The organism is Actinomadura graeca, from assembly GCF_019175365.1.
GTDB lineage: Bacteria > Actinomycetota > Actinomycetes > Streptosporangiales > Streptosporangiaceae > Spirillospora > Spirillospora graeca.
Genome location: NZ_CP059572.1, coordinates 6,423,697 through 6,446,166 on the forward strand (window position 1 = coordinate 6,423,697; position 22,470 = coordinate 6,446,166).

Consider the following 22,470-nt stretch of genomic DNA (forward strand, 5'->3'; position numbering starts at 1 on the left):
CTCGGGTGTCGATCCCCCGGCCCCGGTACCCGCCCCGTTTGGAGTCCCGTTGAACCTGCCCTCCCCCCGGTCCCCGCGCCTCCCGGCCGCCGCGTGAAGGCCCTCGTGCTGGCGGGCGGCGCCGGGTCCCGGCTCCGCCCGATCACCCACACCTCCGCCAAGCAGCTCGTCCCCGTCGCGAACAAGCCGGTGCTGTTCTACGGGCTGGAGGCGATCCGGGACGCGGGCATCCGCGAGGTCGGCATCGTCGTCGGCGACACCGCCGCCGAGATCCGCGAGGCGGTCGGCGACGGCTCGCGGTTCGGGCTGGAGGTCACCTACCTCGTCCAGGACGCGCCGCGCGGCCTGGCCCACGCCGTCCTCATCGCCCGCGAGTACCTCGGCGAGGACGACTTCGTCATGTACCTCGGCGACAACTTCGTCGTCGGCGGCATCGACGGGCTGGTGGAGCGGTTCCGGGCGGAGCGGCCGCGGGCCCAGATCATGCTCACCCACGTGTCCGACCCGCGCGCCTTCGGCGTCGCCGAGCTGGACATGGACGGCCGGGTCGTGGCGCTGGAGGAGAAGCCCGAGTTCCCCAAGAGCGACCTCGCGCTCGTCGGCGTGTACCTGTTCAGCCCCGCCGTGCACGAGGCGGTCGCGGCGCTGAAGCCGTCCCGCCGGAACGAGCTGGAGATCACCGACGCCATCCAGTGGCTGATCGACAAGGGCCACCGGGTCGAGTCCACGGTGATCACCGGCTACTGGAAGGACACCGGCAACGTCACCGACATGCTGGAGGTCAACCGGCTCGTCCTGGAGAGCGTCGAGCCCCGCGTGGAGGGCGAGGTCGACGAGGCCAGCGAGCTGATCGGCCGGGTCGTCGTGGAGAAGGGCGCGCACGTCACCGGGTCCCGGATCGTCGGCCCGGTGATCGTCGGCGCCGGCTCGGCCGTCCGCGACTCCTACGTCGGGCCGTTCACCTCCATCGACCGGGACTGCCGGGTCCTGGACAGCGAGATCGAGTACTCCATCGTCCTGCGCGGCGCGTCCATCGACGGCGTCGGCCGCATCGAATGCTCCCTCATCGGCCGCGAGGCGGAGGTCACGCCCGCGCCCCGAGTCCCGAAGGCCCACCGTCTCGTGTTGGGAGACCACAGCAAAGTGCAGATCAGCAGATGAGCGCGCGGCGGATCCTGGTGACGGGCGGGGCCGGATTCATCGGCTCCCACTATGTGCGGGACCTGGTCGGCGGGGCGTACCCGGCGTGGGCGGGCGCCGAGGTCACCGTCCTGGACAAGCTCACCTACGCGGGGAATTTGCGGAACCTGGAGCCCGTCGAGGGCGGGTACACGTTCGTGCACGGGGACGTCTGCGACGCGGAACTGCTCGCCGGCCTCGTGCCCGGGCACGACGTGGTCCTGAACTTCGCCGCGGAGTCGCACGTCGACCGGTCGATCGAGAGCGCCGGGGAGTTCGTGCGGACGAACGTCCTCGGCGTCCAGACCCTCATGCAGGCGTGCCTGGACGCGGGGACGCCGAGGATCGTGCAGGTCTCCACCGACGAGGTCTACGGCAGCGTCGACGAGGGCTCCTGGGACGAGGACGCCCCCCTCGCGCCGAACTCGCCGTACTCGGCCGCCAAGGCGGGCGGCGACATGATCGCCCGCGCCTACGCGCGGACCCACGGGCTGCCGGTCTCCATCACCCGCTGCGGCAACAACTACGGGCCGTACCAGTTCCCCGAGAAGGTCATCCCGCTGTTCGTCACCAACCTGATGGACGGCCGGACGGTGCCCCTGTACGGCGACGGCGGGAACGTCCGCGACTGGATCCACGCGTCCGACCACTGCCGCGGCATCCAGGTCGTCGCCGAGGCCGGCGAGCCCGGTGAGGTGTACCACATCGCCGGGACCGCGGAACTGTCCAACCTGGAGCTGACCCGGCGGCTCCTGGACGCGTTCGGCGCGGGCTGGGACCGGGTGGAGCGCGTCGAGGACCGCAAGGGCCACGACCGCCGCTACTCCCTGTCGGACGCCAGGCTCCGGCGCCTGGGCTACGCGCCCCAGGTCCCCTTCGAGGAGGGCCTCGCCGAGACCGTCCGCTGGTACGAGGACAACCGCGACTGGTGGGAGCCGCTCCGCAAGCGGTCGGAGGACGCGCGATGACCTGGTTCGTCACCGGCGCGGGAGGGATGCTCGGCACCGACCTCACCGCCCGGCTGGACGACGTCGTCGCCCCCGGGCGCGGCGAACTGGACATCACCGACGCGGCGGCGGTGGGGGAGGCCCTGCGGCGGCACCGGCCCCTGGTCGTCGTCAACTGCGCGGCCTGGACCGCCGTGGACGACGCCGAGACCCACGAGGACGAGGCGCTCGCGGTCAACGGCACCGCCGTCGAGGCGATCACCGCGGGCTGCGCGGAGATCGGCGCGCGGCTCGTCCACGTGTCCACCGACTACGTCTTCGACGGCACCGCCACGGCCCCCTACCCCGAGGAGGCCCCGACCGCCCCGATCAACGCCTACGGCCGGACGAAACTCGCCGGGGAACGGGCCGTGCTCGGCTACGGCCGCGGCTACGTCGTCCGCACCGCGTGGCTGTACGGGGCGCACGGCGGCAACTTCGTCCGGACGATGGCGCGGCTGGCCGCCGAGCGCGACACCGTCGACGTCGTCGACGACCAGGCGGGGCAGCCCACCTGGTCCGGCGACCTCGCCGACCGGATCATCGCGCTGGCGGGCTCCGGCGCCCCCGCCGGGATCTACCACGGCACCAACTCCGGCCGGACGACCTGGTACGGGCTGGCGCGCGAGGTGTTCGCGCTGCTCGGCCTCGACCCGGCCAGGGTGCGGCCGACGACCAGCGACCGGTTCGTCCGCCCGGCGGCGCGCCCGGCGTCCAGCGTCCTCGGGCACGCGCGCTGGGCCGAGGCCGGCCTGCCGCCCATGCGCGACTGGAAAGAAGCCCTTCAGGCTGCTTTCACCGCGATCACGGCCCCATCGGGCTCGCCAGGCGGCTCACCCGCTTGACCGCTGAAACTCCGTGAGGGGCCTGTCAGCCCAGCTTGGCGTAGTAGTCGAGGCAGGACTGGTAGTCGGGGAGGAGGCCGGCCCGGTGGGCCTCCTCCAGCGTCGGCGCCTCGGCGTCCTTCGGGGACAGGACGGGCTCGACGTCCGACGGCCACTCGATGCCGATCTCGGGGTCGAGCGGGTGGACGCCGTGCTCGCGGGACGGCGTGTACGGCTCCGAGCACAGGTAGATGACGGTCGCGTCGTCGGTGAGCGCCAGGAAGCCGTGGCCGACCCCCTCGCCGATGTACAGGCAGGCGCGGTTCTTGTCGTCCAGCCGCACCGCCTCCCACTGGGCGAACGTGGGCGAGCCCACACGGATGTCCACGACCACGTCCAGGATCGCGCCGCGCAGGCAGGTGATGTACTTCGCCTGCCCTGGCGGAACGTCCGCGAAGTGGATGCCGCGCAGGGCACCCTTGGACGAGATGGAGCAGTTGCCCTGGGCCAGGTTCAGGCTGTGCCCGGCATGCTGCCGGAGGTCGTCGCTCCGGAACCACTCATGGAACGACCCGCGCTCATCACCGTGCACGGGCGGGGTGAACATGTAAGTACCTTTGATGCCGAGTGGATCCACATGCGCAAGAATGCCACACGGTCCCCCGCAGAGATGGACGTCACACAGTGAGAGCACACTCTCCGCGTGCGCCCCACCTCGCCGCCGGCAGCGCGGCGGCGGCGCTCGTGGTCCTGACAGGCCCGATCCTGACGGGCCCGCCGGCGGCGGCCGCGCCGACGCCGAAGCCCACCCCCGCCGTGACCAGCACCGTTGCCGCGACGGCCGCGTTCCGGGCGGCCGATCCCCGGCTGGCCGTCCCCGCCGGGCTGGTCGCGGGCGTCGTCCACCCGGAGATCTGGTGGACGATCGGGGCCGCTTCCGGCCGCCCCCTGCTGTTCGCCCTCGACGCGCGGGGCCGCACCCGCGCCGCCTACACCCTCGCCGGCGCCGTCACCACCCGCCTCACCGCGATCACCATCGTGAAGAACGGGGCGGGCGAGTCCGGGCTGTTCGTCGGGGACCTCGACGAGGGACGCGCCGGGAGCCTCACCCTGCACCGCGTGCCCGAGCCCGCCGCGCTCACGGGCGGCACCCTCCAGGTGAAGTCGTTCAGGCTGCGCTACCCCGACGGGGGCCACCAGGGCGGCGCGCTGCTGGCCGACCCCGCCGAGAGCCGCGTCTACATCATCACCAGGGGCGCGACCGCCGCGGCCGTGTTCGCGCTGCCGGGAGTCCTCGGCCCGCAGGTGAACGAGCTGACCCGGCTGCGGACGCTGTCGTACCCCGTGCGCGGCGGCGAGTTCACCCGCGACGGCCGGGTCGTCCTCAAGACGACCCGGGACCTGCGGGTGCTCGGCGGGATCAGGGACAAGGCCGGGCAGGTCGTGCGGACGTCCGCCAAGATGACCGGCGCGGCGTTCGGGGTGTCCGCGGACGGCCGGCGCGCCGTCATGGCCGACCCTGGAACGCGCCCGGTCTTCCGCTCGATCGCGCTGCCCACCGGGGCGGCCTCCGCGACCGGCGCCGGGGTGCCGCAGCCGTCCGGCACGGTGTCCGTCAACGACCAGAGCTCGCCGGTGTCGTTCCCGTCCGAGTCGGGGCCGCCCGGGGGGCTGCTCGGCACCGGGGCGCTCATCGGGCTGGTGCTGCTAGGGCTGCTCAGCGGCGTGTTCTACGTGCGGGGACGCCGGAACCGTGGCTGACACCCGCACCCGCGCCGCCTGATCGTCCCCCGGTGCACCGGGCGGTGGGTCGCCGCCGCGCCTGCGCATCGTCTCCGCCCAGGCCACGAGCAGCAGCAGCCACACGCTGGAGACGTTGGCGGGCGCGGCCAGGCCCTCGGTGGTGATGCTGTCGGCCAGGAAGAAGCCGAGGATGCCGAGGAGCATCCCCGCGTCGGCGCGCAGCGTCCGGTGCCGGGCCAGCATCAGCAGGACGAACGCGAGCGTCAGCAGCAGCGTCACGAACGCCGCCGTGCCGACCGTCCCGTTGTCCACCAGCGCGTTGACGAACGCGTTGTGGCCGCCGCCGAGGCCGATGTCGTCGAGGAACAGCCCGCGCGAGGCGCCCAGCCCCCGCCCGAAGATCGGCTCCTCGGCGTAGGCCGTCATCGCCAGCGACCACAGGTCGGTGCGGGAGTTGAGCGAGGACAGGGTCTCGGCGGACTCGCCCCGCGCCACGAACGCCAGGATCGAGTCGGAGAACGCCAGCACGCCGAGGACGGCGACCGCGGCGCCCATCACCACCACGTCCACCCGGCCCTTCGGCCCGCGCGCCGTGGCCAGCATGACGACCAGGCCGAGCGCGGCGCCCAGCGCCGCGCCCCGCGTGCCGGTCGCGACGAGCGCGCCCGTCAGCACCGCCAGCGCCCCCACGTAGATCGCCGGATGCCAGAGCCGGTCGCGGGGGGTCGTCCAGCGGATCAGGTACCCGACGGTCAGCAGCACCGCGATGCCCAGGTACACGCCCGCCTGGACGGGGTGGACGTACAGCCAGTTGAAGCGCTCCTCGGTGAGGCGGGTGCGCGGGAACGGGTGCGCGACGCCGATGCCCACCGAGACGATCACGATGCCGATGAACACGTGCGCGAGGCGCCGCAGGTCCGCGAGCGTCGCCCGGGTGGCGAGGATGTGCGCCAGCAGCATCGTGATCATCAGCTGTGTGCCGCGGACCATGCCGAGCGACTTGAACGGCGACCACAGCGCCGAGAACGCGACGTAGGCGCAGAACATCCACGCCGCGAACAGCAGGCCCGAGATGCGCCGCGTCGGCGGCCGCAGGCCGAACCGGTACACCAGGTACAGCGCGGCCATGCCGTAGACGGCGACCTCGATCAGGACGGTCAGGTCGGCGCTGCCGCCCACCGCCTGGTCGACCTCGCGGCTGCGCAGCTTGTAGTCGCTGGCGAGCATGAGGGCGAGCGGCAGCGCGACGGCCCACCACCCGGCGCTGGGCGGTGGCGCCGCCCGGCGGGGGAAGATCCCTTTCACGGTCATGGGCGCCCTCACTGGCTCTAAAGACGTGTCCAAGAATACGGGCGGCGGGCCGGTAATCTGTCCGCTGTGAATCGAGCGACGTTGCCCGGCCCGGTCGTGTCCGCGGGCCGCAGTGTGATCCGCGGGTACGGGATGAGCACGGCCGCCCTGCGGCCCGGCCCCGACTTCCTCCTGATCGGCGCGAAACGGGGCGGGTCCACGTCGCTCTACTACACGCTGCTGGAGCATCCGAACGTGATGCCGCTGTTCCCGAACGCGCGGCTGCTGCCCAAGGACAACCACACCAAGGGCGTCCACTACTTCGACTCCAACTACGACAAGGGCGCCACCTGGTACCGGTCGCATTTCCCGACCTCGGGCCGCCGCTCCGGCAAGGTCGTGGGGGAGGGGTCGCCGTACTACCTGTTCCACCCCCTGGCGGCGGAGCGGGCCGGGCGCGACGTCCCGGAGGCGAAGATCCTCCTCGTCCTGCGGGACCCGATCGAGCGGGCTTTCTCGCACTACCGGGAGCGGCGCCGCCAGAACGCCGAGGACCTCGCGACGTTCGAGGAGGCCCTGGAGGCGGAGGCCGGGCGCCTGGACGGCGAGGAGGAGCGGATCGTCTCCGAGCCCGGCTACCTCAGCTACGCGCACGAGCAGCAGTCCTACCGGGCGCAGGGCGAGTACGCCCCGCACCTGCGGCGCTGGATGGAGCACTTCCCCGCCGAGCAGGTCCGTGTGCTGGCGGCCGAGGAGTTCTACGCCGACCCGCAGGCCGCCTGCGACGAGGTGGCGGTGTTCCTCGGCCTCGAACCGGCGCCGCTGCCCCCGTCGGCGGTCAAGGTGTGGAACGCGGCGCCGAGCCAGGACCTCGACCCCGCGACGCGGCAGCGTCTCGCCGAGCACTACGCGCCGTTCAACGCCGACCTGGAAGCGCTCCTGGGCCGCACGTTCCCCTGGACCCGCCCCTGACCCGTCCTGGGCCCGGCCGGTCCCCCGCGGGGGCCGGCCGGTGACTCAGAACGAGAACGAGCCGATGTGGCGGGTCCCCTTCGGCTCGCCGAGCAGCTCGGCGATGTCGGCGGGGAGGGGCATCGCGTTGTTGGCGTCGGCGCCCGGCGCGACGGCGTCTTCGAGGTCGCCTTCGGTGCGGGCGGCGGTCGCGGTGCCGAGGAACGCGCCCCGCGTCTCCTGCCCGGTCGCCGTCCGGAAGCGGCCAAGGTCGGCGAAGGAGTGCCGGGACCACAGGATCAGCGTGCGGGGGTTGGCGGCGTCCGGGCGGACGTAGACGTTGCCGTTCACCGTCAGGTTCATCTGCGCGGCGGTGCGCTCGCCGGTGTGGTCGGTGACGCACAGCAGGCAGGGGGTGTCCGGGCGGGCGTCGGCGAAGGTGTTGTTGCTCACCGTGGTCTTCCCGATCCGCCAGGTCATGGCCGGGTCCGGCCCCTTCTGGCGCGGGTCGCGGCCGGGCACACCCGGGTCGTCGCGGCGCCGCGGGTCCTGGACGAGGAAGACGGCGCGGCCGTTGCCCGCCATCGAGTTGTTCCAGATCCGGACGTCGGAGGTGTTGTTCACCTTCATCCCGTCGCCGGCGTTGCCGCTGATGACGTTGCCCGCGACCACCGCCTTCGCGCTCAGCTCCAGGGAGATGCCGTGGTGGGCGTTGCGCAGGATCCGGGAACCGGTGATCGTGATGTCGTAGACGGACTCGTCCATCCACAGGCCCTTGCCGAGGTTGTCGGCGACCGTGCTGTCGACCACCGCGACCTTGCGCGACCGGGTGATCTTGAAGCCTCCCGATACCGGCGAGTACTTGAACCGCTCCCGGTTGTTGTGGTCCAGGCGCACGCCCTCCAGCCGCAGGTCGTCGGCCGTGTTGGCGTGGATGCCGAGGAGCCCGTTGCCGGAGCTGGTGACGTGCCGGACGCGGCCGTGCGCGGCGACGACGGTGAGGCCGGTCGTCGCCGACTCGGTGACGACCACGTTCTCCACGGTGATCTTCGGAGCGGTGGCCCGGACCGTGGCGATGTCGGGCAGCGACGTCGCGTAGCGGCGCACCCCGATGCCGCGCAGGGTGCTCCCCTCGCTGTCGATCGTGATGGCCTTGCCGAGCGTGCTCGCGCGGACGTCGTGGCCGCGCGGGTCGGAGCCGACGTAGAGGCGCGAGCCGCCCTCGTCGACGTAGAAGGTGCCGGGCCCGACCTCGTCGCGGGACCCGACCTGCTTCTGCGGCGCCCCGTCCAGCCAGAGCTGGTCGGGGTGGGAGGCCATCGGATGCCGGGGGGAGACGAACTGGAAGTCGACGTCCGAGCTGGGCCGCGCCCCGGGCGTGTAGGTGGGGCTGGAGTCGAACCGGGCGGTCCAGCCGCCGTGCACCCAGGCGTCGCCCTCGGCGGCCCATCCGGAGACGCGCGAGCTGCCGTCGAACCAGACGGCCTCGCGGGGGTGGGACTGGATCGTCAGCCGCTTGCCGCGCGGGACGGTGACGCTCTCGTGGTAGACGCCGCCGCGCAGCACGATCGTCCCGCCGGCGGGGGCCTTGCCGATCGCCCTGCCGAGGGTGCGCAGCGGGTGCTTGCGCGTGCCCTGCGCCCCGTCGTCGCCGGACGGTGAGACGAACACGGCCCCGTCCGGGACCTTGTAGGACGTGCTGCCCACGGGGGCCGCGCCGGGCCGCGCGGGCAGCGACGACACCGGTGCCTTCCCGTCCTGCCGCGGGATCTGCCAGCCGAGGAAGCCGACGCTCACGATCACCGGCAGTGCGAGCACCCGGACGATCGTCGTCCGGTTCGAGCTGTGCGGCATGGTGAGACTCCCTACCCCCGGAAAGCCCTGACATAAGGAACGTACCGACCACGGGGCCGTCCGGCCACTCCAGTCACCGTTCCGGTCTCCCGCGGGGGGCGACCCCCGCACCCCCGGAACTGCTCTGTTTCTTGCGGGGGGCGACCCCCGCACCCCCGGAACTGCTCTGTCTCTTGCGGGGGGCGACCCCCGCACCCCCGGAACTGCTCTGGGTCGCGGGGCTCAGGGGTGCAGCGCTCCCGCGAACAGCGCGGCGCGGTGCTGGGCGTCGAACTTGACCCCCAGCGCGACCGACTTGTAGCCGGCGGGCGGGATCTCGAACGCGTAGGACGCCTTCTTGTCCTTGCCCGGCGCCACCGTGCCGTAGAAGTCGTTGATGTTCGCGTACGACGTGGGCTTCGCCTCGGCCTTGCGGGGGCCGTACTTGGCCACGACGCGGACCTGGTTGAGGTCCAGCGGCTTGGCCGACCCGTTCGCGAAGCTCAGCGTGAAGATCGTGAGCACCCGCCCGGCGATCTGGCCGGGGCCGTCCGCCTTGTTCTTGACGTAGCGGATGCCGCTGATCTTCACGGTGATCTTGTCGTTGTAGGTGACGGGCTTGCGCAGGCCGGTGGAGGACTTCAGGTCCAGCGCGCCCGGGGCCGCGTTCGCCGACGACTCCGGCTGCGTGCTCGGCGGGGGCGGCGGCGCCTGCTTGCCCGAGGACTTGTCCCCGCCCCCGCCGCATCCGGCCAGTGCGAGCGCCAGGGCCAGCGTCGCGGCCGTCGCGACGGGTCCCTTCGGCAGGCGGGATCCTCGGTCGGACATGCGGCTCTCCTCGAATGTGGTCGGACTGGGAAAGTCAAGGGCGGAGGGCGGGCCCCGTGCGAAACCGGCCTGGGGGTGACCAGTGTAGTGCGGTGACTCCGTTACCCTGCCTTTACTCGCGTGTCCGTTGGGGGGCACGGGAGCGGATGGCAGGGGAACCACCCAGTGAGACTTGTACCTTCGCATTGGCGTGCCTCGCGTGCACGCAGAACGGCCACAGCCGCCTTCACCGCCTTTTCGCTGGCGCTGGTGGGCGGCTCGGCCCTGACCGCCGCCCCGGCAGGCGCGGACATCGACCCCCCGGCCGGGACGCCGCCCACCGTGAGCGCCGATCCGCTGCCGACGTGGCAGGTCAACGGCGTCGTGTGGAGCATGGCGACGGTCGGGACGACGGTCTATGCGACCGGGAACTTCACCAAGGCGCGTCCGCCGGGGGTCGCCGTGGGCGGCGCCGGTGAGGTGACCCGGAACAACATCCTGGCGTTCGACCTGACCACCGGGAACTTGATCACCTCGTTCGCGCACTCGCTGAACGGCCAGGGACTGCGGATCGTGGCCTCGCCGGACGGCAAGCGGGTGTACGTCGGCGGTGAGTTCACCACGGTCGACGGCAAGGCCCGCCAGCGCCTGGCCGCCTTCGACACCGCCACCGGCGCGCTCGTCGAGGGCTTCGCGCCCCAGGTGGGGTCGATCGTGCGGGGCATCGCCGCGACGGACACGACCGTGTACTTCGGCGGGAACTTCTTCAACGTCAACGGCAAGTCCCGGACGCGCCTCGCCGCGGTGAACGCCTCCAACGGCGCCAACGTCGACACCTGGCGTCCCACCGCGGACGACGACGAGGTCTACGCCCTGGCCATGGCTCCGGGCAATGAGCGCGTGCTCATCGGCGGGCGCTTCCAGAAGCTCAACGGGGCGGCGCAGGTCGGCGTCGGAGCGGTGAACACCACCAACGGCGCGTCGCTGCCGTGGAACAGCAAGCCGGTCCCGACGAAGAAGGACAGCACCCACTTCTCGTACGTGACGGACCTGTTCGTGTCCGGTGACACCGTCTTCGGCGCCGCGGACGGTGAGGGCGGGCACTGGTTCGACGGGCGGTTCGCCGCCAAGGCCGCCACCGGCGACCTGGTCTGGCTCGACAACTGCTACGGCGCCACCTACGGGATGTTCGTCCAGAACCAGGCCGTCTACAGCGTCTCGCACGCGCACGACTGCTCCTCGCTGGGGGCGTTCCCGGAGACGAAGCCGCAGTCGTGGCACCGTGCGCTCGCCGAGACGACCTACCCGACCGGCACCGACCAGGCGCCCCCCGGCGCCAACAGCAACTACAGCGGCCAGCCGATCCCGAGCCTGCTGCACTGGTTCCCGACCGTCGCGCAGGGGACGTTCACCGGGCAGTACCAGGGGGCCTGGTCCGTCACCGGCAACGACGCCTACGTCGCCCTGGGCGGGGAGTTCCCCAAGGTGAACGGCAAGGCCCAGCAGGGTCTCGTCCGGTTCGCGCTCAAGGCCGGCGCGCCGAACAAGGCCGGTCCGGTCGCCGCCGATCTGGGCACCCCGGTCGCGAAGAGCATGGCGGACGGCAGCGTCCGCGTGTCCTGGAACACCACCTGGGACATGGACAACGCGTCCCTGAAGTACGAGGTGTTCCGCGACAGCGGGACGACGCCCATCGGCACGGTCGAGAAGGCGTCCACATTCTGGGACCAGCCGAACGCCGCGTTCTTCGACAAGAGCGCTCCGTCCGGCGCCCACACCTACAAGATCCGCGTGGTGGACTCGGCGGGCAACGCCGTGACCGGCGCCGCGTCCAACGCGGCGACGCCGGGGAGCGGCACCCCCGGCCCGTACGCGGGGGAGATCACCGGTGACGGCGCGAGCGCCTACTGGCGCCTCGGCGAGAGCAGCGGCCCCGGATTCGACTACGCGGGCGTGAACGACCTCACGATCGGCACCGGCGTGGTGCGCGGCCAGGCCGGGGCGATCTCCGGCGACGCCGACCGGGCGCTGGCGTTCAACGGCACCTCCTCCGGGACGGCCGGCAGCGGCGCCGCGCCCACCCGGCAGGGCTTCAGCGTCGAGGCGTGGGTGAAGACCACCTCCAAGTCCGGCGGGAAGATCATCGGGTACGGGAACGCCGCGTCCGGGCTCAGCGCGAAGTACGACCGGCACCTGTACATGACCAACGACGGGCGGGTCGTGTTCGGCGTCTACCCGGGCGCGACGAAGACCGTCCAGAGCGGCACCGGGTTCAACGACGGCAAGTGGCACCACGTGGTCGGGACGCTCGACGGCGGCGCCGGGCTCAAGATCTTCGTGGACGGCGCGCAGAAGGCCGCCGACCCGGCCGCGAAGACGGCCGAGACCTACGCGGGCTACTGGCGCGTCGGCGGCGACAACCTCAGCGGGTGGCCGAACAAGCCGACCAGCAACTTCCTCAGCGGGACGCTGGACGAGGTCGCCGTCTACCCGCGCGCGCTGACGGCGGCGGAGGTGACGCGGCACCACGGCCTCGGCACCGGCACCGTCCAGCCGAACCAGCCGCCGACCGCCGCGTTCACCTCGTCCTGCGACCAGCTCGCATGCACGTTCGACGGGTCGGGCTCCGCCGACGCCGACGGGTCCGTCGCGGGCTACGCGTGGGACTTCGGCGACGGGCAGACCGGGACCGGTGCCAAGCCGTCCCACACCTACGCGTCGGCCGGGGAGTACACGGTCAAGCTGAAGGTGACCGACGACCGGGGCGCGGCGAACGAGGTGCTGCACACCGTCGCGGCCAAGTCCAGCACGCTCGCGGCCGACGAGTTCGGCCGTACCGTGACCGGCGGGTGGGGCAGCGCCGACACCGGCGGCGCCTGGACCCGGAACGGCTCGGGCGGCGTGCTGTCCGTGGGCGGCACCGGGCACATCGAGCTGGGCGCCCCCGGCAACAGCGGCGGCGGCTACCTCAACGGCGTCTCGTCCGCGGACACCGACCTGACGTTCACCGCGGCACTGGACAAGGAGGGCACCGGCAACGGCGTCTACCTGGCGGCCATCGGACGGCGCGTGGGAACCGAGGGCGACTACCGGGCCAGGCTCCGGCTGCGCCCGTCCGGGGTGGTGTCCCTCAAGCTCAGCCGCCTGGGCGCGGGCGGTGCCGAGACCGACATCGTCGCGGAGCAGACCGTCGCCGGGCTGACGTATGAACCCGGCAAGCGGCTGCACGTGCGGCTCCAGGTGACGGGCACCTCGCCCACCACGCTGAAGGCCAAGGCGTGGGCGGACGGGGCGGCCGAGCCGGACTGGCAGCTCACCGGAACCGACGCGACCGCCGGGCTGCAGTCCGCGGGCTCCATCGGCGTATGGACCTATCTCGCGGGTAACACCACCAACGCACCCGTCGTGGTGTCGGTGGACGATCTGCGGGCGGTCCGCGTCGCCGATTGACGGAAATCACCGGACATCGGTGGAGAAATCGCTGACGCATGAAAGCGCCCCGGGGTTGACATCCCGGGGCGTCTTTCTTTTCCGCGACGTCGATGACTTCGATCACCAAGGCGCCCGAAGTCGCTTGTTCCATGAATTCGGTCACGATTTCATAAGGGCGCCGATGCGCCGTCCGGGGAGACCGCTAGGCTCTCCAGATCCAGAGTGGCCGTAGGGGTCACAAGGGTCTGATGGGCTAGGGGATCCGACTCGTGAAAGCTCTAATGCGACAGCGCCGGGCGGGCGTGCGCGCGGGTCTGGCGGCCGCCGCGACCCTCACGCTCGCGGGCGCGTCCTTCATGCCGGCGACGACCGCCGGCGCCGACACCGTGCCGCCGAGCGGCACGCCGACGACCGTCAGCGCCGATCCGTTGCCGACGTGGCAGGTCAACGGCGTCGTGTGGAGCATGACGACGGTCGGGACGACGGTCTACGCGACCGGGAACTTCACCAAGGCGCGTCCGCCGGGGGTCGCCGTGGGCGGCGCGGGCGAGGTCACGCGCAACAACATCCTGGCGTTCAACCTGGCCACCGGGAACCTCATCACCTCGTTCGCGCACTCGCTGAACGGCCAGGGCCTGCGGATCGTGGCCTCGCCGGACGGCAAGCGGGTGTACGTCGGCGGCGAGTTCACCACGGTGGACGGCAAGGCGCACAACCGCCTCGCCGCGTTCGACACCGCGACCGGCGCCCTGGTCGACGCCTTCGACCCCAAGGTCGGCAACATCGTCCGGGGCATCGCCGCGACGAACTCGACCGTGTACTTCGGCGGGAACTTCTTCAACGTCAACGGCAAGTCCCGGACGCGCCTCGCCGCGGTGAACGCCTCCAACGGCGACAACGTCGACACCTGGCGCCCGACGGCCGACGACAACGAGGTCTACGCCCTCGCGATGGCGCCCGGCAATGAGCGCGTCCTCATCGGCGGCCGCTTCCAGAAGCTCAACGGCGCCCAGCACGTCGGCATCGGCGCGGTGAACACGACCACCGGCGCGTCCCTGCCGTGGAGCAGCAAGCCGATCCCCACCAAGCTCGACAGCACCCACTTCTCCTACGTCACGGACCTGTTCGTGTCCGGTGACACCGTCTTCGGCGCCGCGGACGGCGAGGGCGGGCACTGGTTCGACGGGCGGTTCGCCGCCAAGGCCGCCACCGGCGACCTGGTCTGGCTCGACAACTGCTACGGCGCCACCTACGGCGTCTTCTCGCAGGGCCAGGCGCTCTACAGCGTCTCGCACGCGCACGACTGCTCCTCGCTCGGCGCGTTCCCCGAGACCAGGCCGACGACGTGGCACCGCGCGCTCGCCGAGACCAAGGTCGCCACCGGTACCGACAAGGCGCCTCCCGGCTCCAACAGCAACTACCGCAACCAGCCGATCCCGAGCCTGCTGCACTGGTTCCCGACCCTGTCCCAGGGGACGTTCACCAAGCAGTACCAGGCGGCCTGGGCCGTCACGGGCAACGACGACTACGTCGCGATGGGCGGGGAGTTCCCCAAGGTGAACGGCAAGGCCCAGCAGGGCCTCGTCCGGTTCGCCGTCAAGGCCAAGGCGCCCAACAAGACCGGCCCGGTGAAGGCCGACCTGGCCGCGCCGACCGCGTCGAAGTCGTGGATGTCCACGCAGATCAAGGTGTCCTGGAAGACCACCTGGGACCAGGACAACGAAGCGCTCACCTACGAGGTCCTGCGCGACGCCGGCACCACGCCGCTCACCACGATCACGAAGAACTCCTCGTTCTGGGTGCGGCCCACGCTGACCTTCACCGACACCAACCCGCCCAAGGGCTCGCACACCTACCGCATCCGCGTGAAGGACGCGCTGGGCAACACGCTCACCAGCGCGGCCTCCGCGTCGGTCGGCTGACCGGGCCCCCGCCCGTCAGAGGCCGTACGGCCTGACCAACAGGAACACGCCCCGGCAATGCCGGGGCGTGTTCCTCGTCTTGGGCCCGCCGCCGCTCAGCGGCCGCGGGCCCGCAGCACAGGCGCCGTCTCTCAGGGGACGTGCGGGCCCAGGGACCGCAGCACCTCGCTCAGCCGCGCCTTCATCGGCGCGTCGTGGTCGGCGTCGGACCGCAGCGCCACCCGCTTCAGCCAGAACTCCGCGGCCTCCGCGTGCCCCCGGCCGGCCCCCGGGCTCGACGGCTTGCCGAACACCGTGGTGTGCGTCGCCTCGTAGTAGACGAGGTCGGCGCCCGGCGGCGCCCACGCGGCGTCCTCCCAGTCGATCAGCCACGGCTCGCCGGGCCCGCAGTGGCGCAGGTTCCACGCCGTGAGGTCGCCGTGCATCGGTACCCAGTGCGCCGGCACCTCCTGCGGACGGGGCAGCACCTCCTTGAGCCGCCGCTGGAGGTCCGTCAGCAGCGGCTCCAGCGCGACGCCGCGGACCGGGCGGGCGGGCCGCGGCGGCATCGCCTCGATGACCATCCAGTGCCAGCCGGCGGTCTCCCCCCGGTCCAGCACCCGCGGCACCCGGAACCCCTCCGCCCGGCCTCCCGGGAACGCCGACAGGGCCCGTTCCTCGCGGTCCAGCTCGCCGGGCTCGTCGCGGAGCTTGAGGAAGCCCACGGGCCTGCCCGAGCGCAGCAGGACGGCCGCCAGCCCCGTCCGTGACGCCTGCGGGCGCTCGTAGAGGGCCAGCCCGTCGAACGGCCCGACGCGGGTCGCCAGCGCCTCCCAGCGCTCCGGGCCTCCCGGCGGTTCCCAGCGGACGCGCGGCCCGGGGACGACGCGCGTCCCGAACGCCGCGACCGCGCCGTACAACGCCCACTGCGCGGCCAGCGCCACGGTCTTGGAGCGCGTGATCAGCGACACGCCCGCGAGCGCGCCGCGCCGCGACCGGGCCGGGATGAGGACGTTCCGGGTCCCCATTCCGGGCCGGATGAACTCGTGGCCGGATGTGGCCATCCCGTGCCCGGCTCCCGCGGGCGGGGTGCCCGCGGGCTCGGCCTTCTCACGCTCCGTCATCGTCCGCTCCTCACTTCGCGCGCACGGTCTTGCGGGTGAGCCTGCGCTCGGCGAGGTCGGAGCAGAGCCGCTCGTACGCGGCCGCCACGTCGTCCCAGACGTACCGCTCGGAGGCCCGCTTGCGCGCCGCGTCGCCCCGGTCGGCCGCGGCGCCGGGGTCGGCCTCGGCCGCCTCGATCCGCTCGGTGAGCTCCGCCGCGTCGCCGAAGAACCGGCCCGCCTCCTCGCCCAGCACCTCGCGGTTGAAGTTCACGTCGTAGGCGAGCACGGACGCCCCGGCCCCCATGGCGCGCAGCAGCGACGGGTTCGTCCCGCCGACCGAGTGCCCGTGGACGTAGGTCAGCGCGCCCGCGTACAGCGCGTCCAGCAGGTCCTGATCCCACACGCCGCCGAGGAAGGTGATGCGCGGATCGTCGCCCGCAAGCTCTTTGACACGGTTGGTGTACTCGTCGGCATAGGGGGCCGACCCTACGACGACCAGCGGCTTGCGCGCGCTGCTCCGCCGGTACCCCTCGACGGCCAGGTGCACGTGGTTCTCGGGTTCGAACCGTGCCACGACCAGGTGGAACCCGCCCGGCTCGTAGCCCGCCTCCGCCAGCTTGGCGGTGTCGGTACAGGCGAGGATCGGCGCGCCGTAGGGGATGAACACCGACGCCGCGCCGAACTTCTCGCGGTAGTACTCCTGGATGCCGACCGCGTCGGCGATCAGGGCGTCCGACCAGCGCACCGCCATGGATTCGGCGGCACGGTAGTAGCGCTGGCCTGTACCGCTCCACTTGGTGCGCTTCCACTCCAGGCCGTCGACGTGCGTGGCCACCGGGATCCGCAGCGTCCGCAGCACCGGCAGCAGCGGCGCGTTCGCGGCGTTGAACACCAGCGCCACGTCGGCGCCCTCGCGGGCGATCTTGCCGCGGAACGCGTGCAGGACCGACAGGCCGGTGTGGCTGAGGGTCTCGGCCACCTTCTTCTCGATGGCGGGGAGATAGATGAGCCGCATCCCCAGGTACTCGGGTTCGGGATGGCGTTCGCCACGACAGTAGACCATCACCTCATGGCCACCCGCCGCGAGCCGCTTGCCTATCTCCTCCACCGCCGTTTCGAAGCCGCCGTATCGCGCAGGTACTCCGCGTGTACCTACCATGGCGATGCGCACTCTGACCCCCACTCTGTTTGCAGGACGCTCTCGTTACGATCCGCACAGATTATGCGCAAGGGGCGTCGCACGTCTTGGTGGCAAATAACAGTTAATCTGAAGGTTGCGGGAGACTGGTGCCCTGGATAGGTCAGGGTGCCTGGAGGAGGGCAAGTGGCCGAACGGGACGCACGTTCCACGGTGGTGCTGGCGCACCCGTCACCCGACCTGTACGGCTCCGACCGGACTTTCATCGAGTCGGTGCGGGGGCTCGCGGCCGAGTGGCGCGTCGTCGTCACGCTACCGGAGGACGGGCCGCTGTCGGCGGTGCTCCGCGACGCGGGCGCGGAGATCGTCGTGCTGCCGGTGCCCGTCCTGCGCAAGGCGTACCTGACCCCGGCCGGGCTCGTGCGGCTGATGTTCGCCGCCGCCCGCGCCCTGCCCCGCGCCCGGCGGCTGCTGCGCCGCGAGCGCGCCGCCGCCCTCTACGTCAACACCGTGACGCTCCCGTTCTGGCTGCTCGCCGGACGGCTCGCCCGGGTCCCCGCGCTCTGCCACGTCCACGAGGCCGAGGACGGGATGCCGCGCCCGATGCGGACGCTGCTGTACGCGCCCCTGCGCCTCGCGCGCTCCGTCGTCGTCAACAGCCGGGCGAGCGCCGCCGCGGTCGGCGGCTCCGGCACCCAGATGATCTACAACGGCGTCGACGGGCCGCCGGACGAGCCGGCGCCGCCGCGGGCGGAACCGGGCCCGCCGGCCAGGATCGTCCTGGTGGGACGGCTGTCACAGCGCAAGGGGTCCGACATCGGGGTCAAGGCCGTCCAACTGCTGCGGCAGCGGGGGTACGAGGTTAACCTGACACTGGTCGGCAGCGTCTACCCTGGTTACGAGTGGTTCGAGGAGGAGCTGAGGACCCTGGTCGGTGACGACGGCTCCGTGGTCTTCGCGGGCTTCCGCTCCTCGGTCTGGAATTCGTTCGCCGAGGCGGACATCGCGATCGTGCCCTCGCGCGTCGAATCCTTCGGGAACGGCGCGGTCGAGGCGATGCTCGCCGGGCGTCCGGTGGTGGCCTGCGCCACCCAGGGCCTCGTCGAGATCTTCACCGACGGCGACAACGGTGTCGTCGTCCGGCCGGACGATCCCGCCGCCCTGGCGGACGGCGTCGCCCGGCTGCTGGACGACTGGGACGGCGCCCTGGCGATGGCCAAGCGGGCCAGGGCCGACGCCGCCCTGCGGTTCGGCACGGACCGCTACCACCGCGAGCTGCGCGCGGCCGTGCACGGCCTGACCGCGGCCCCATCAGCGACCTTGCCCCCGGCCTCCTGAGGACTCACCACCCGATGACAGCACAGACCCCCGCCACCCCGGAGATCAGCCTTGTCGAGGCCGTCTGGCGCTACCGGCTGATGTCGCTCATCATCGTGCTGGCCTGCGTCCTGGCGTCCGTCGCGGCGACGCAGATCCTGTTCGGCAGCGCCACGGCCACCGCCAGGTTCGCGGTCACCGACCCGACGAACAACAACAACGCGCTGCGGATGGGCGTCGTCTCCGGCCAGGGGTACGCCACCTACACCGCGCAGCGGGCGGCGTTCGCCGGGTCCACGCCCGTGATGGCCCGCGCGGCCCAGCTCGTCCGGGAGAAGCGCGGCCCCAAGCTGACCGGTGAGCAGCTGCGCGGCCGGGTCAAGACCTCCAGCAAGCCGGACGGCGGCGTCGTGATCGTGACCGCGACCGGCGCGAGCATGACCGAGGCCGCGGTGATCGCCAACTCGGTCCTGCAGGCGTACCAGGACGTGACGATCTCCACCAACACCGGCAAGCTGGACGAGCAGATCAAGAGCATCAAGTCCCTGCAGACCAAGGTCACGCAGGACATGGAACTGACCCAGGCCGGGAGCCGCTCCTACCGGCTGCTCGCCGCGCAGCTCACCAAGCTCCAGTCCGAGGAGAGCGGGCTGCTGTCGGCCCGGTCCAAGACCAACGACGGCGTCCAGTTCCTCGACACCGCAGACCCGTCGGCGCCGACGCCCAGCAAGCTGCCGCAGAACGGGGCGATCGGCCTCGCCCTCGGCGTGATCATCGCGTGCGTCGTGTCGTTCCTGCGGGCGTCGGCCCGTCCGCGGCGGCCCGCGGGCGGTCCGGTGGCCGCCGACGGGCCGCTCCCCGACCTCGGCGGCGCGCCGGCCGCGCCCGGCTTGGCACTCGGCGGCGGCCAGGGGCCCGCGGAGGTCCCGGAGCTTCCCGCCGGGCGGTCCTACCAGGGCCGCAGGCACATCTCCGACGTGCGGGTGGGCGGGCTGCCGCCCGAGGGACGCGACGCGCTGCGCGAGCGGCCCGAGGAGTCCGCCGCGCCGTCGTCCGGGCGGGGACGGGGCACGCACCGCTCCCGTTCGGTCCCCGCCACGCCGTCCGCGTCCGCGACGCAGGCCGTCCCGGCGACGGCGCCGGCGACTCCGCCGCCCCCGGCCCCGGCCCCGTCCGGCGACCGGGGCAGGTCCCGGCTCAACGGGTCGGGCTCCTCGGGGTCGGGGTCCCGGGGGACGCGGGGCGGCGGCAGCGGATCGTCCACGCCGGGCAAGGCTCCGCGCGGCAAGGGCACCCGCGCCAAGCCCCCGCCCGGTGAGACCCCGTCCGACCCTGAGAAGGGCCCGGCCTCCGACCTGCCCGTCGACCTGTGGGCGGACGGCGGGGGCGACCCGACCCGCACCGCCGAGGACCCGGCGTCCCTCCTCGGCGGCAAGGGCCCCTCCTCCGGGACCTCGTCCTCCGGCAAGTCCTCCTCCGGCAAGCCCTCCTCGGGGAAGCCGGAGCAGGGCAGCGGGTCCGGCAAGGGAAAAGGCGACACGTCCCTGATGCACTACGACGTGGACAGGTGAACCAGGCCCCTTCAGGGCGGGGCGTGGGCGGGGCCGGAGGGCTCCGCGGCAAGGCGGGCCGGCTGCTGGCGTCGGCGGGCGGCGCGGTCACCGTCCAGTTCGTCACGGCGGGCGGCAGCCTGGTCGTCCAGGCGCTGTGCGCGCGGACGGTCGGCCCCTCCGGGTACGGCGCCTACGCGCTGTTCGTGTCCGTCCTCGTCATGATCACGGCGGTGCAGACGAGCTGGGTGGGCGACAGCCTCACCGTGTTCGACCGGTTCGACCCGCGCATCCGGGGCGCGCTGCTGCTGTCGGTGTGCGTCACGGTCGGCGCGGGCGCGGTGGCGGGCGCGGCCGTCACCGCGGTGATGGGCCTCGCGGGCCCGGCCGGGATCGGGATGTTCGCGCTGCTGGTGGCGCTCTGGCTGCTCAACGAGACCGGGCGGCGGATCTTCACCGCGCGGATGGAGTTCTGGCGGCTGGCCCTCAACGACACCTCCTACCTGGTGGTGACGCTCGGAACCCTCGGCGGCGCGCTGGCCCTCGGGGCGGCCGCCTCGCTGGAGCTGATGCTGGCCGCGATGTGCGCTGGCTGCGCGGTCTCCATCGTGCTGGCCCGGCTGCGGCTGCCGGCGCCCGAGTACGCCCTGGCCCCGATGCGCGGCACCGCGTTCCGGGAGATCGCCGGGTTCGCCGTGTGGCGGTCGGTGCAGGCGGGGCTGCGGCCGGGGTCGCTGCTGCTCGCCCGCGTCATGATCGCCGCGTTCGCGTCGACCGCCGCGCTGGCCGGGATCGAGGCGGCGCGGCTGCTGCTGGCGCCGGCGCTGACGTTCGTCAACGGCGCCGGCGGGTTCCTGCTCGGCGACTTCGCCAAGGCCGAGCGCACCGGTGAGCCCATGCCCGCCCGCCGGGCGGTGCGCGTCTGCGTGCTGCTGTCGGTGATCGCGCTGGTGATGAGCCTGGCGGGGATCCTGCTGGTCGACTGGCTCGGCCCGCTGGTCACCGGCGGGTCGTTCGCGGTGGACCGGGTGGCGCTGGTCGGCTGGGGCGTCTACGCGGTCTGCTTCGCGTGCACACTGCCGCTGGCCAGCCTGGCGACGGCCCGGAAGATGTCCAGGGCCGTGTTCACCGTCCGCGGGGTGGAGAGCGCGAGCGGGCTGGTGGTCCTGCTGGTGCTGCTGATCACCGATCCGGGCCACGCGTCCATCGCCCCCTACTGCCTGGGCGCGGGCGGGTTGGTCTCGGCGGCGATGCTGTGGCGGACGCTGCGCAGGACCGACCCCGTCCCGGAGGAGCGGCCGCCGGCCCCCCACCCGGAGCAGGGGTCAGTGGACGAGCTGGTCGGCTGAGGCGTCCCGCGCCGCGTCCCCGCCGTCCCCGGCCCGGGTGGACCGGGAGCGCTGGACGAGCCAGAAGGCCACGGTCGCGGAGGCCAGCGTGACCATGGTCCAGGCCAGCGGCACCGCGCCGAGGCCGAACATCTTCAGCGCCGACGCGACCAGCACCAGTGCGAGGACGCGGCGGATCAGGCCGCCGGGGGCGCGGGAGGAGACCTTCGAGCCGAGGTAGACGCCGGGGACCGAGCCGACGAGCAGCGCGGCGGTGACCTCCATCCGGAAGTCGCCGAACAGCAGGTGGCCGAGCGCGGCGGCGAACACCAGCGGGACCGCCTGGAGCAGGTCCGTGCCGACGAGCTGGTTGGCCTTGAGCGCCGGGTACAGGGCCAGCAGCGCGACGATGATCAGCGATCCGGAGCCGACCGAGGTGATCCCGACCACCAGGCCGCCGACGAGGCCGACCAGCACGGTCGGCACCGGCCGGATCGTGATCTCGGGCGTGCCGCCGTCCGCGGGGTCCGCGCCGGAGCGTGCCCGGTGGGCCAGGTAGCCGCGCACGACCAGCCCGGCCGCCGCGATGAGCAGGGCGACGCCCATCGCCTTGCTGATGACGTCCTCGACCCGCGCGCCGTGCCCGATCGCGCGGGCGAGCAGCACGCCGGAGAACGCGGCGGGCACCGAGCCGAGGCAGAGCCAGCCGACCAGCCGCATGTTGATCGTGCCCTGGCGGTAGTGGACGGCGCTGCCGACGGGCTTCATCACGGCCGCGGCCACGAGGTCGCTGGAGACCGCCGCGAGCGGGCTCACGCCGAAGAACGTCACGAGCATCGGCGTCATCAGGGCGCCGCCGCCCATCCCGGTCAGCCCGACGACGATCGCGACCAGGAAGGAGCCGCCCGCCATCGTCCAATCGAAGTCCATCGCCATGACCTACCAGCTATATCGGAAAAACCCCTAATACCTTAAAGGACGTCGTATCACGGCGGTAACCCGGGTGACGCGGGATAAACGGGGACGAAGATCGTGCATGCCCGACAGGGCGCCCCCAGGACGGCCCGGTCTCCTGGGGGTGGCCC

Annotated in this window: 17 protein-coding genes; 10 read left to right on the plus strand and 7 right to left on the minus strand. The window is 72.6% G+C overall.

All coding sequences use genetic code 11. The features are described from left to right. The first annotated feature begins 93 nt into the window (after window positions 1-93). The 3 genes from AGRA3207_RS28500 to rfbD are packed head-to-tail and all read left to right on the plus strand — an operon-like array spanning window position 94 to window position 3,010. Window positions 94-1,161, plus strand: coding sequence for a glucose-1-phosphate thymidylyltransferase (locus AGRA3207_RS28500; RefSeq protein WP_231330105.1), 1,068 nt, complete (start codon window positions 94-96; stop codon window positions 1,159-1,161). Then, a complete protein-coding gene (rfbB, locus tag AGRA3207_RS28505) occupies window positions 1,158-2,147 on the plus strand; it encodes a dTDP-glucose 4,6-dehydratase (protein ID WP_231330106.1) in 990 nt (329 codons plus the stop codon). The genes AGRA3207_RS28500 and rfbB overlap by 4 nt, the downstream gene beginning before the upstream one ends. Beyond that, complete coding sequence (rfbD, locus tag AGRA3207_RS28510; RefSeq protein WP_231330107.1) at window positions 2,144-3,010, plus strand: dTDP-4-dehydrorhamnose reductase; 867 nt, start codon at window positions 2,144-2,146, stop codon at window positions 3,008-3,010. Before rfbB ends, rfbD begins: the two co-directional genes overlap by 4 nt. Before the next feature lie 25 nt (window positions 3,011-3,035). On the opposite strand, the gene rfbC is transcribed toward rfbD, so the two are convergent. Continuing rightward, the gene (gene rfbC / locus AGRA3207_RS28515; protein WP_231330108.1) at window positions 3,036-3,596 is read right to left on the minus strand and encodes a dTDP-4-dehydrorhamnose 3,5-epimerase; all 561 of its coding nucleotides are present in this window, start codon (window positions 3,594-3,596) and stop codon (window positions 3,036-3,038) included. 77 nt (window positions 3,597-3,673) lie between these two features. Between rfbC and AGRA3207_RS28520 the strand changes: the two genes are divergently transcribed. Continuing rightward, a complete protein-coding gene (locus tag AGRA3207_RS28520) occupies window positions 3,674-4,750 on the plus strand; it encodes a hypothetical protein (RefSeq protein ID WP_231330110.1) in 1,077 nt (358 codons plus the stop codon). Here AGRA3207_RS28520 and AGRA3207_RS28525 read toward each other — a convergent pair. Then, complete coding sequence (locus AGRA3207_RS28525; protein WP_231330111.1) at window positions 4,697-6,043, minus strand: O-antigen ligase family protein; 1,347 nt, start codon at window positions 6,041-6,043, stop codon at window positions 4,697-4,699. The two genes, AGRA3207_RS28520 and AGRA3207_RS28525, sit on opposite strands and share 54 nt — an antisense overlap. Window positions 6,044-6,109: 66 nt before the next feature. On the opposite strand from AGRA3207_RS28525, the gene AGRA3207_RS28530 reads away from it, so the two are divergent. Continuing rightward, window positions 6,110-6,994 (plus strand): sulfotransferase domain-containing protein, encoded by an 885-nt coding sequence (locus tag AGRA3207_RS28530; RefSeq protein WP_231330112.1) that lies wholly within the window; start codon window positions 6,110-6,112, stop codon window positions 6,992-6,994. A 45-nt stretch (window positions 6,995-7,039) separates the two neighbouring features. Here the strand turns inward: AGRA3207_RS28530 and AGRA3207_RS28535 are convergent, their stop codons facing one another. Further along, on the minus strand, window positions 7,040-8,827 hold the full coding sequence (locus AGRA3207_RS28535) for a right-handed parallel beta-helix repeat-containing protein (protein ID WP_231330113.1): 1,788 nt from the start codon (window positions 8,825-8,827) through the stop codon (window positions 7,040-7,042). A 222-nt stretch (window positions 8,828-9,049) separates the two neighbouring features. Next, window positions 9,050-9,634 (minus strand): hypothetical protein, encoded by a 585-nt coding sequence (locus AGRA3207_RS28540; RefSeq protein ID WP_231330114.1) that lies wholly within the window; start codon window positions 9,632-9,634, stop codon window positions 9,050-9,052. 249 nt (window positions 9,635-9,883) lie between these two features. On the opposite strand from AGRA3207_RS28540, the gene AGRA3207_RS28545 reads away from it, so the two are divergent. After that, a complete protein-coding gene (locus AGRA3207_RS28545) occupies window positions 9,884-13,063 on the plus strand; it encodes a LamG-like jellyroll fold domain-containing protein (RefSeq protein ID WP_231330115.1) in 3,180 nt (1,059 codons plus the stop codon). A 263-nt stretch (window positions 13,064-13,326) separates the two neighbouring features. After that, window positions 13,327-14,967 (plus strand): NHL repeat-containing protein, encoded by a 1,641-nt coding sequence (locus tag AGRA3207_RS28550; RefSeq protein WP_231330116.1) that lies wholly within the window; start codon window positions 13,327-13,329, stop codon window positions 14,965-14,967. Window positions 14,968-15,098: 131 nt separating this feature from the next. Here AGRA3207_RS28550 and AGRA3207_RS28555 read toward each other — a convergent pair whose 3' ends face one another. Together AGRA3207_RS28555 and AGRA3207_RS28560 are read right to left on the minus strand one after the other, a co-directional pair. Continuing rightward, window positions 15,099-16,070 (minus strand): phosphotransferase, encoded by a 972-nt coding sequence (locus AGRA3207_RS28555; protein WP_231330117.1) that lies wholly within the window; start codon window positions 16,068-16,070, stop codon window positions 15,099-15,101. Between the two features lie 10 nt (window positions 16,071-16,080). Further along, window positions 16,081-17,160, minus strand: a complete 1,080-nt coding sequence (locus AGRA3207_RS28560) for a glycosyltransferase (RefSeq protein ID WP_231330118.1) — start codon at window positions 17,158-17,160, stop codon at window positions 16,081-16,083. A 216-nt stretch (window positions 17,161-17,376) separates the two neighbouring features. On the opposite strand from AGRA3207_RS28560, the gene AGRA3207_RS28565 reads away from it, so the two are divergent. Genes AGRA3207_RS28565 through AGRA3207_RS28575 form a run of 3 tightly spaced genes read left to right on the plus strand, consistent with a single transcriptional unit; the run spans window position 17,377 to window position 21,406 of the window. Further along, window positions 17,377-18,528, plus strand: a complete 1,152-nt coding sequence (locus AGRA3207_RS28565; protein WP_231330120.1) for a glycosyltransferase family 4 protein — start codon at window positions 17,377-17,379, stop codon at window positions 18,526-18,528. 14 nt (window positions 18,529-18,542) lie between these two features. Continuing rightward, window positions 18,543-20,078: a hypothetical protein gene (locus AGRA3207_RS28570; protein WP_231330121.1), complete on the plus strand. Its 1,536-nt coding sequence runs from the start codon at window positions 18,543-18,545 to the stop codon at window positions 20,076-20,078. A 23-nt stretch (window positions 20,079-20,101) separates the two neighbouring features. After that, window positions 20,102-21,406 carry a polysaccharide biosynthesis protein gene (locus AGRA3207_RS28575; protein WP_231330122.1) on the plus strand — a complete coding sequence of 435 codons (1,305 nt, stop codon included), beginning with the start codon at window positions 20,102-20,104 and terminating at the stop codon, window positions 21,404-21,406. Here the strand turns inward: AGRA3207_RS28575 and AGRA3207_RS28580 are convergent. Continuing rightward, window positions 21,383-22,315 (minus strand): sulfite exporter TauE/SafE family protein, encoded by a 933-nt coding sequence (locus AGRA3207_RS28580; protein WP_231330123.1) that lies wholly within the window; start codon window positions 22,313-22,315, stop codon window positions 21,383-21,385. The genes AGRA3207_RS28575 and AGRA3207_RS28580 overlap by 24 nt on opposite strands. Between the last annotated feature and the right edge of the window lie 155 nt (window positions 22,316-22,470).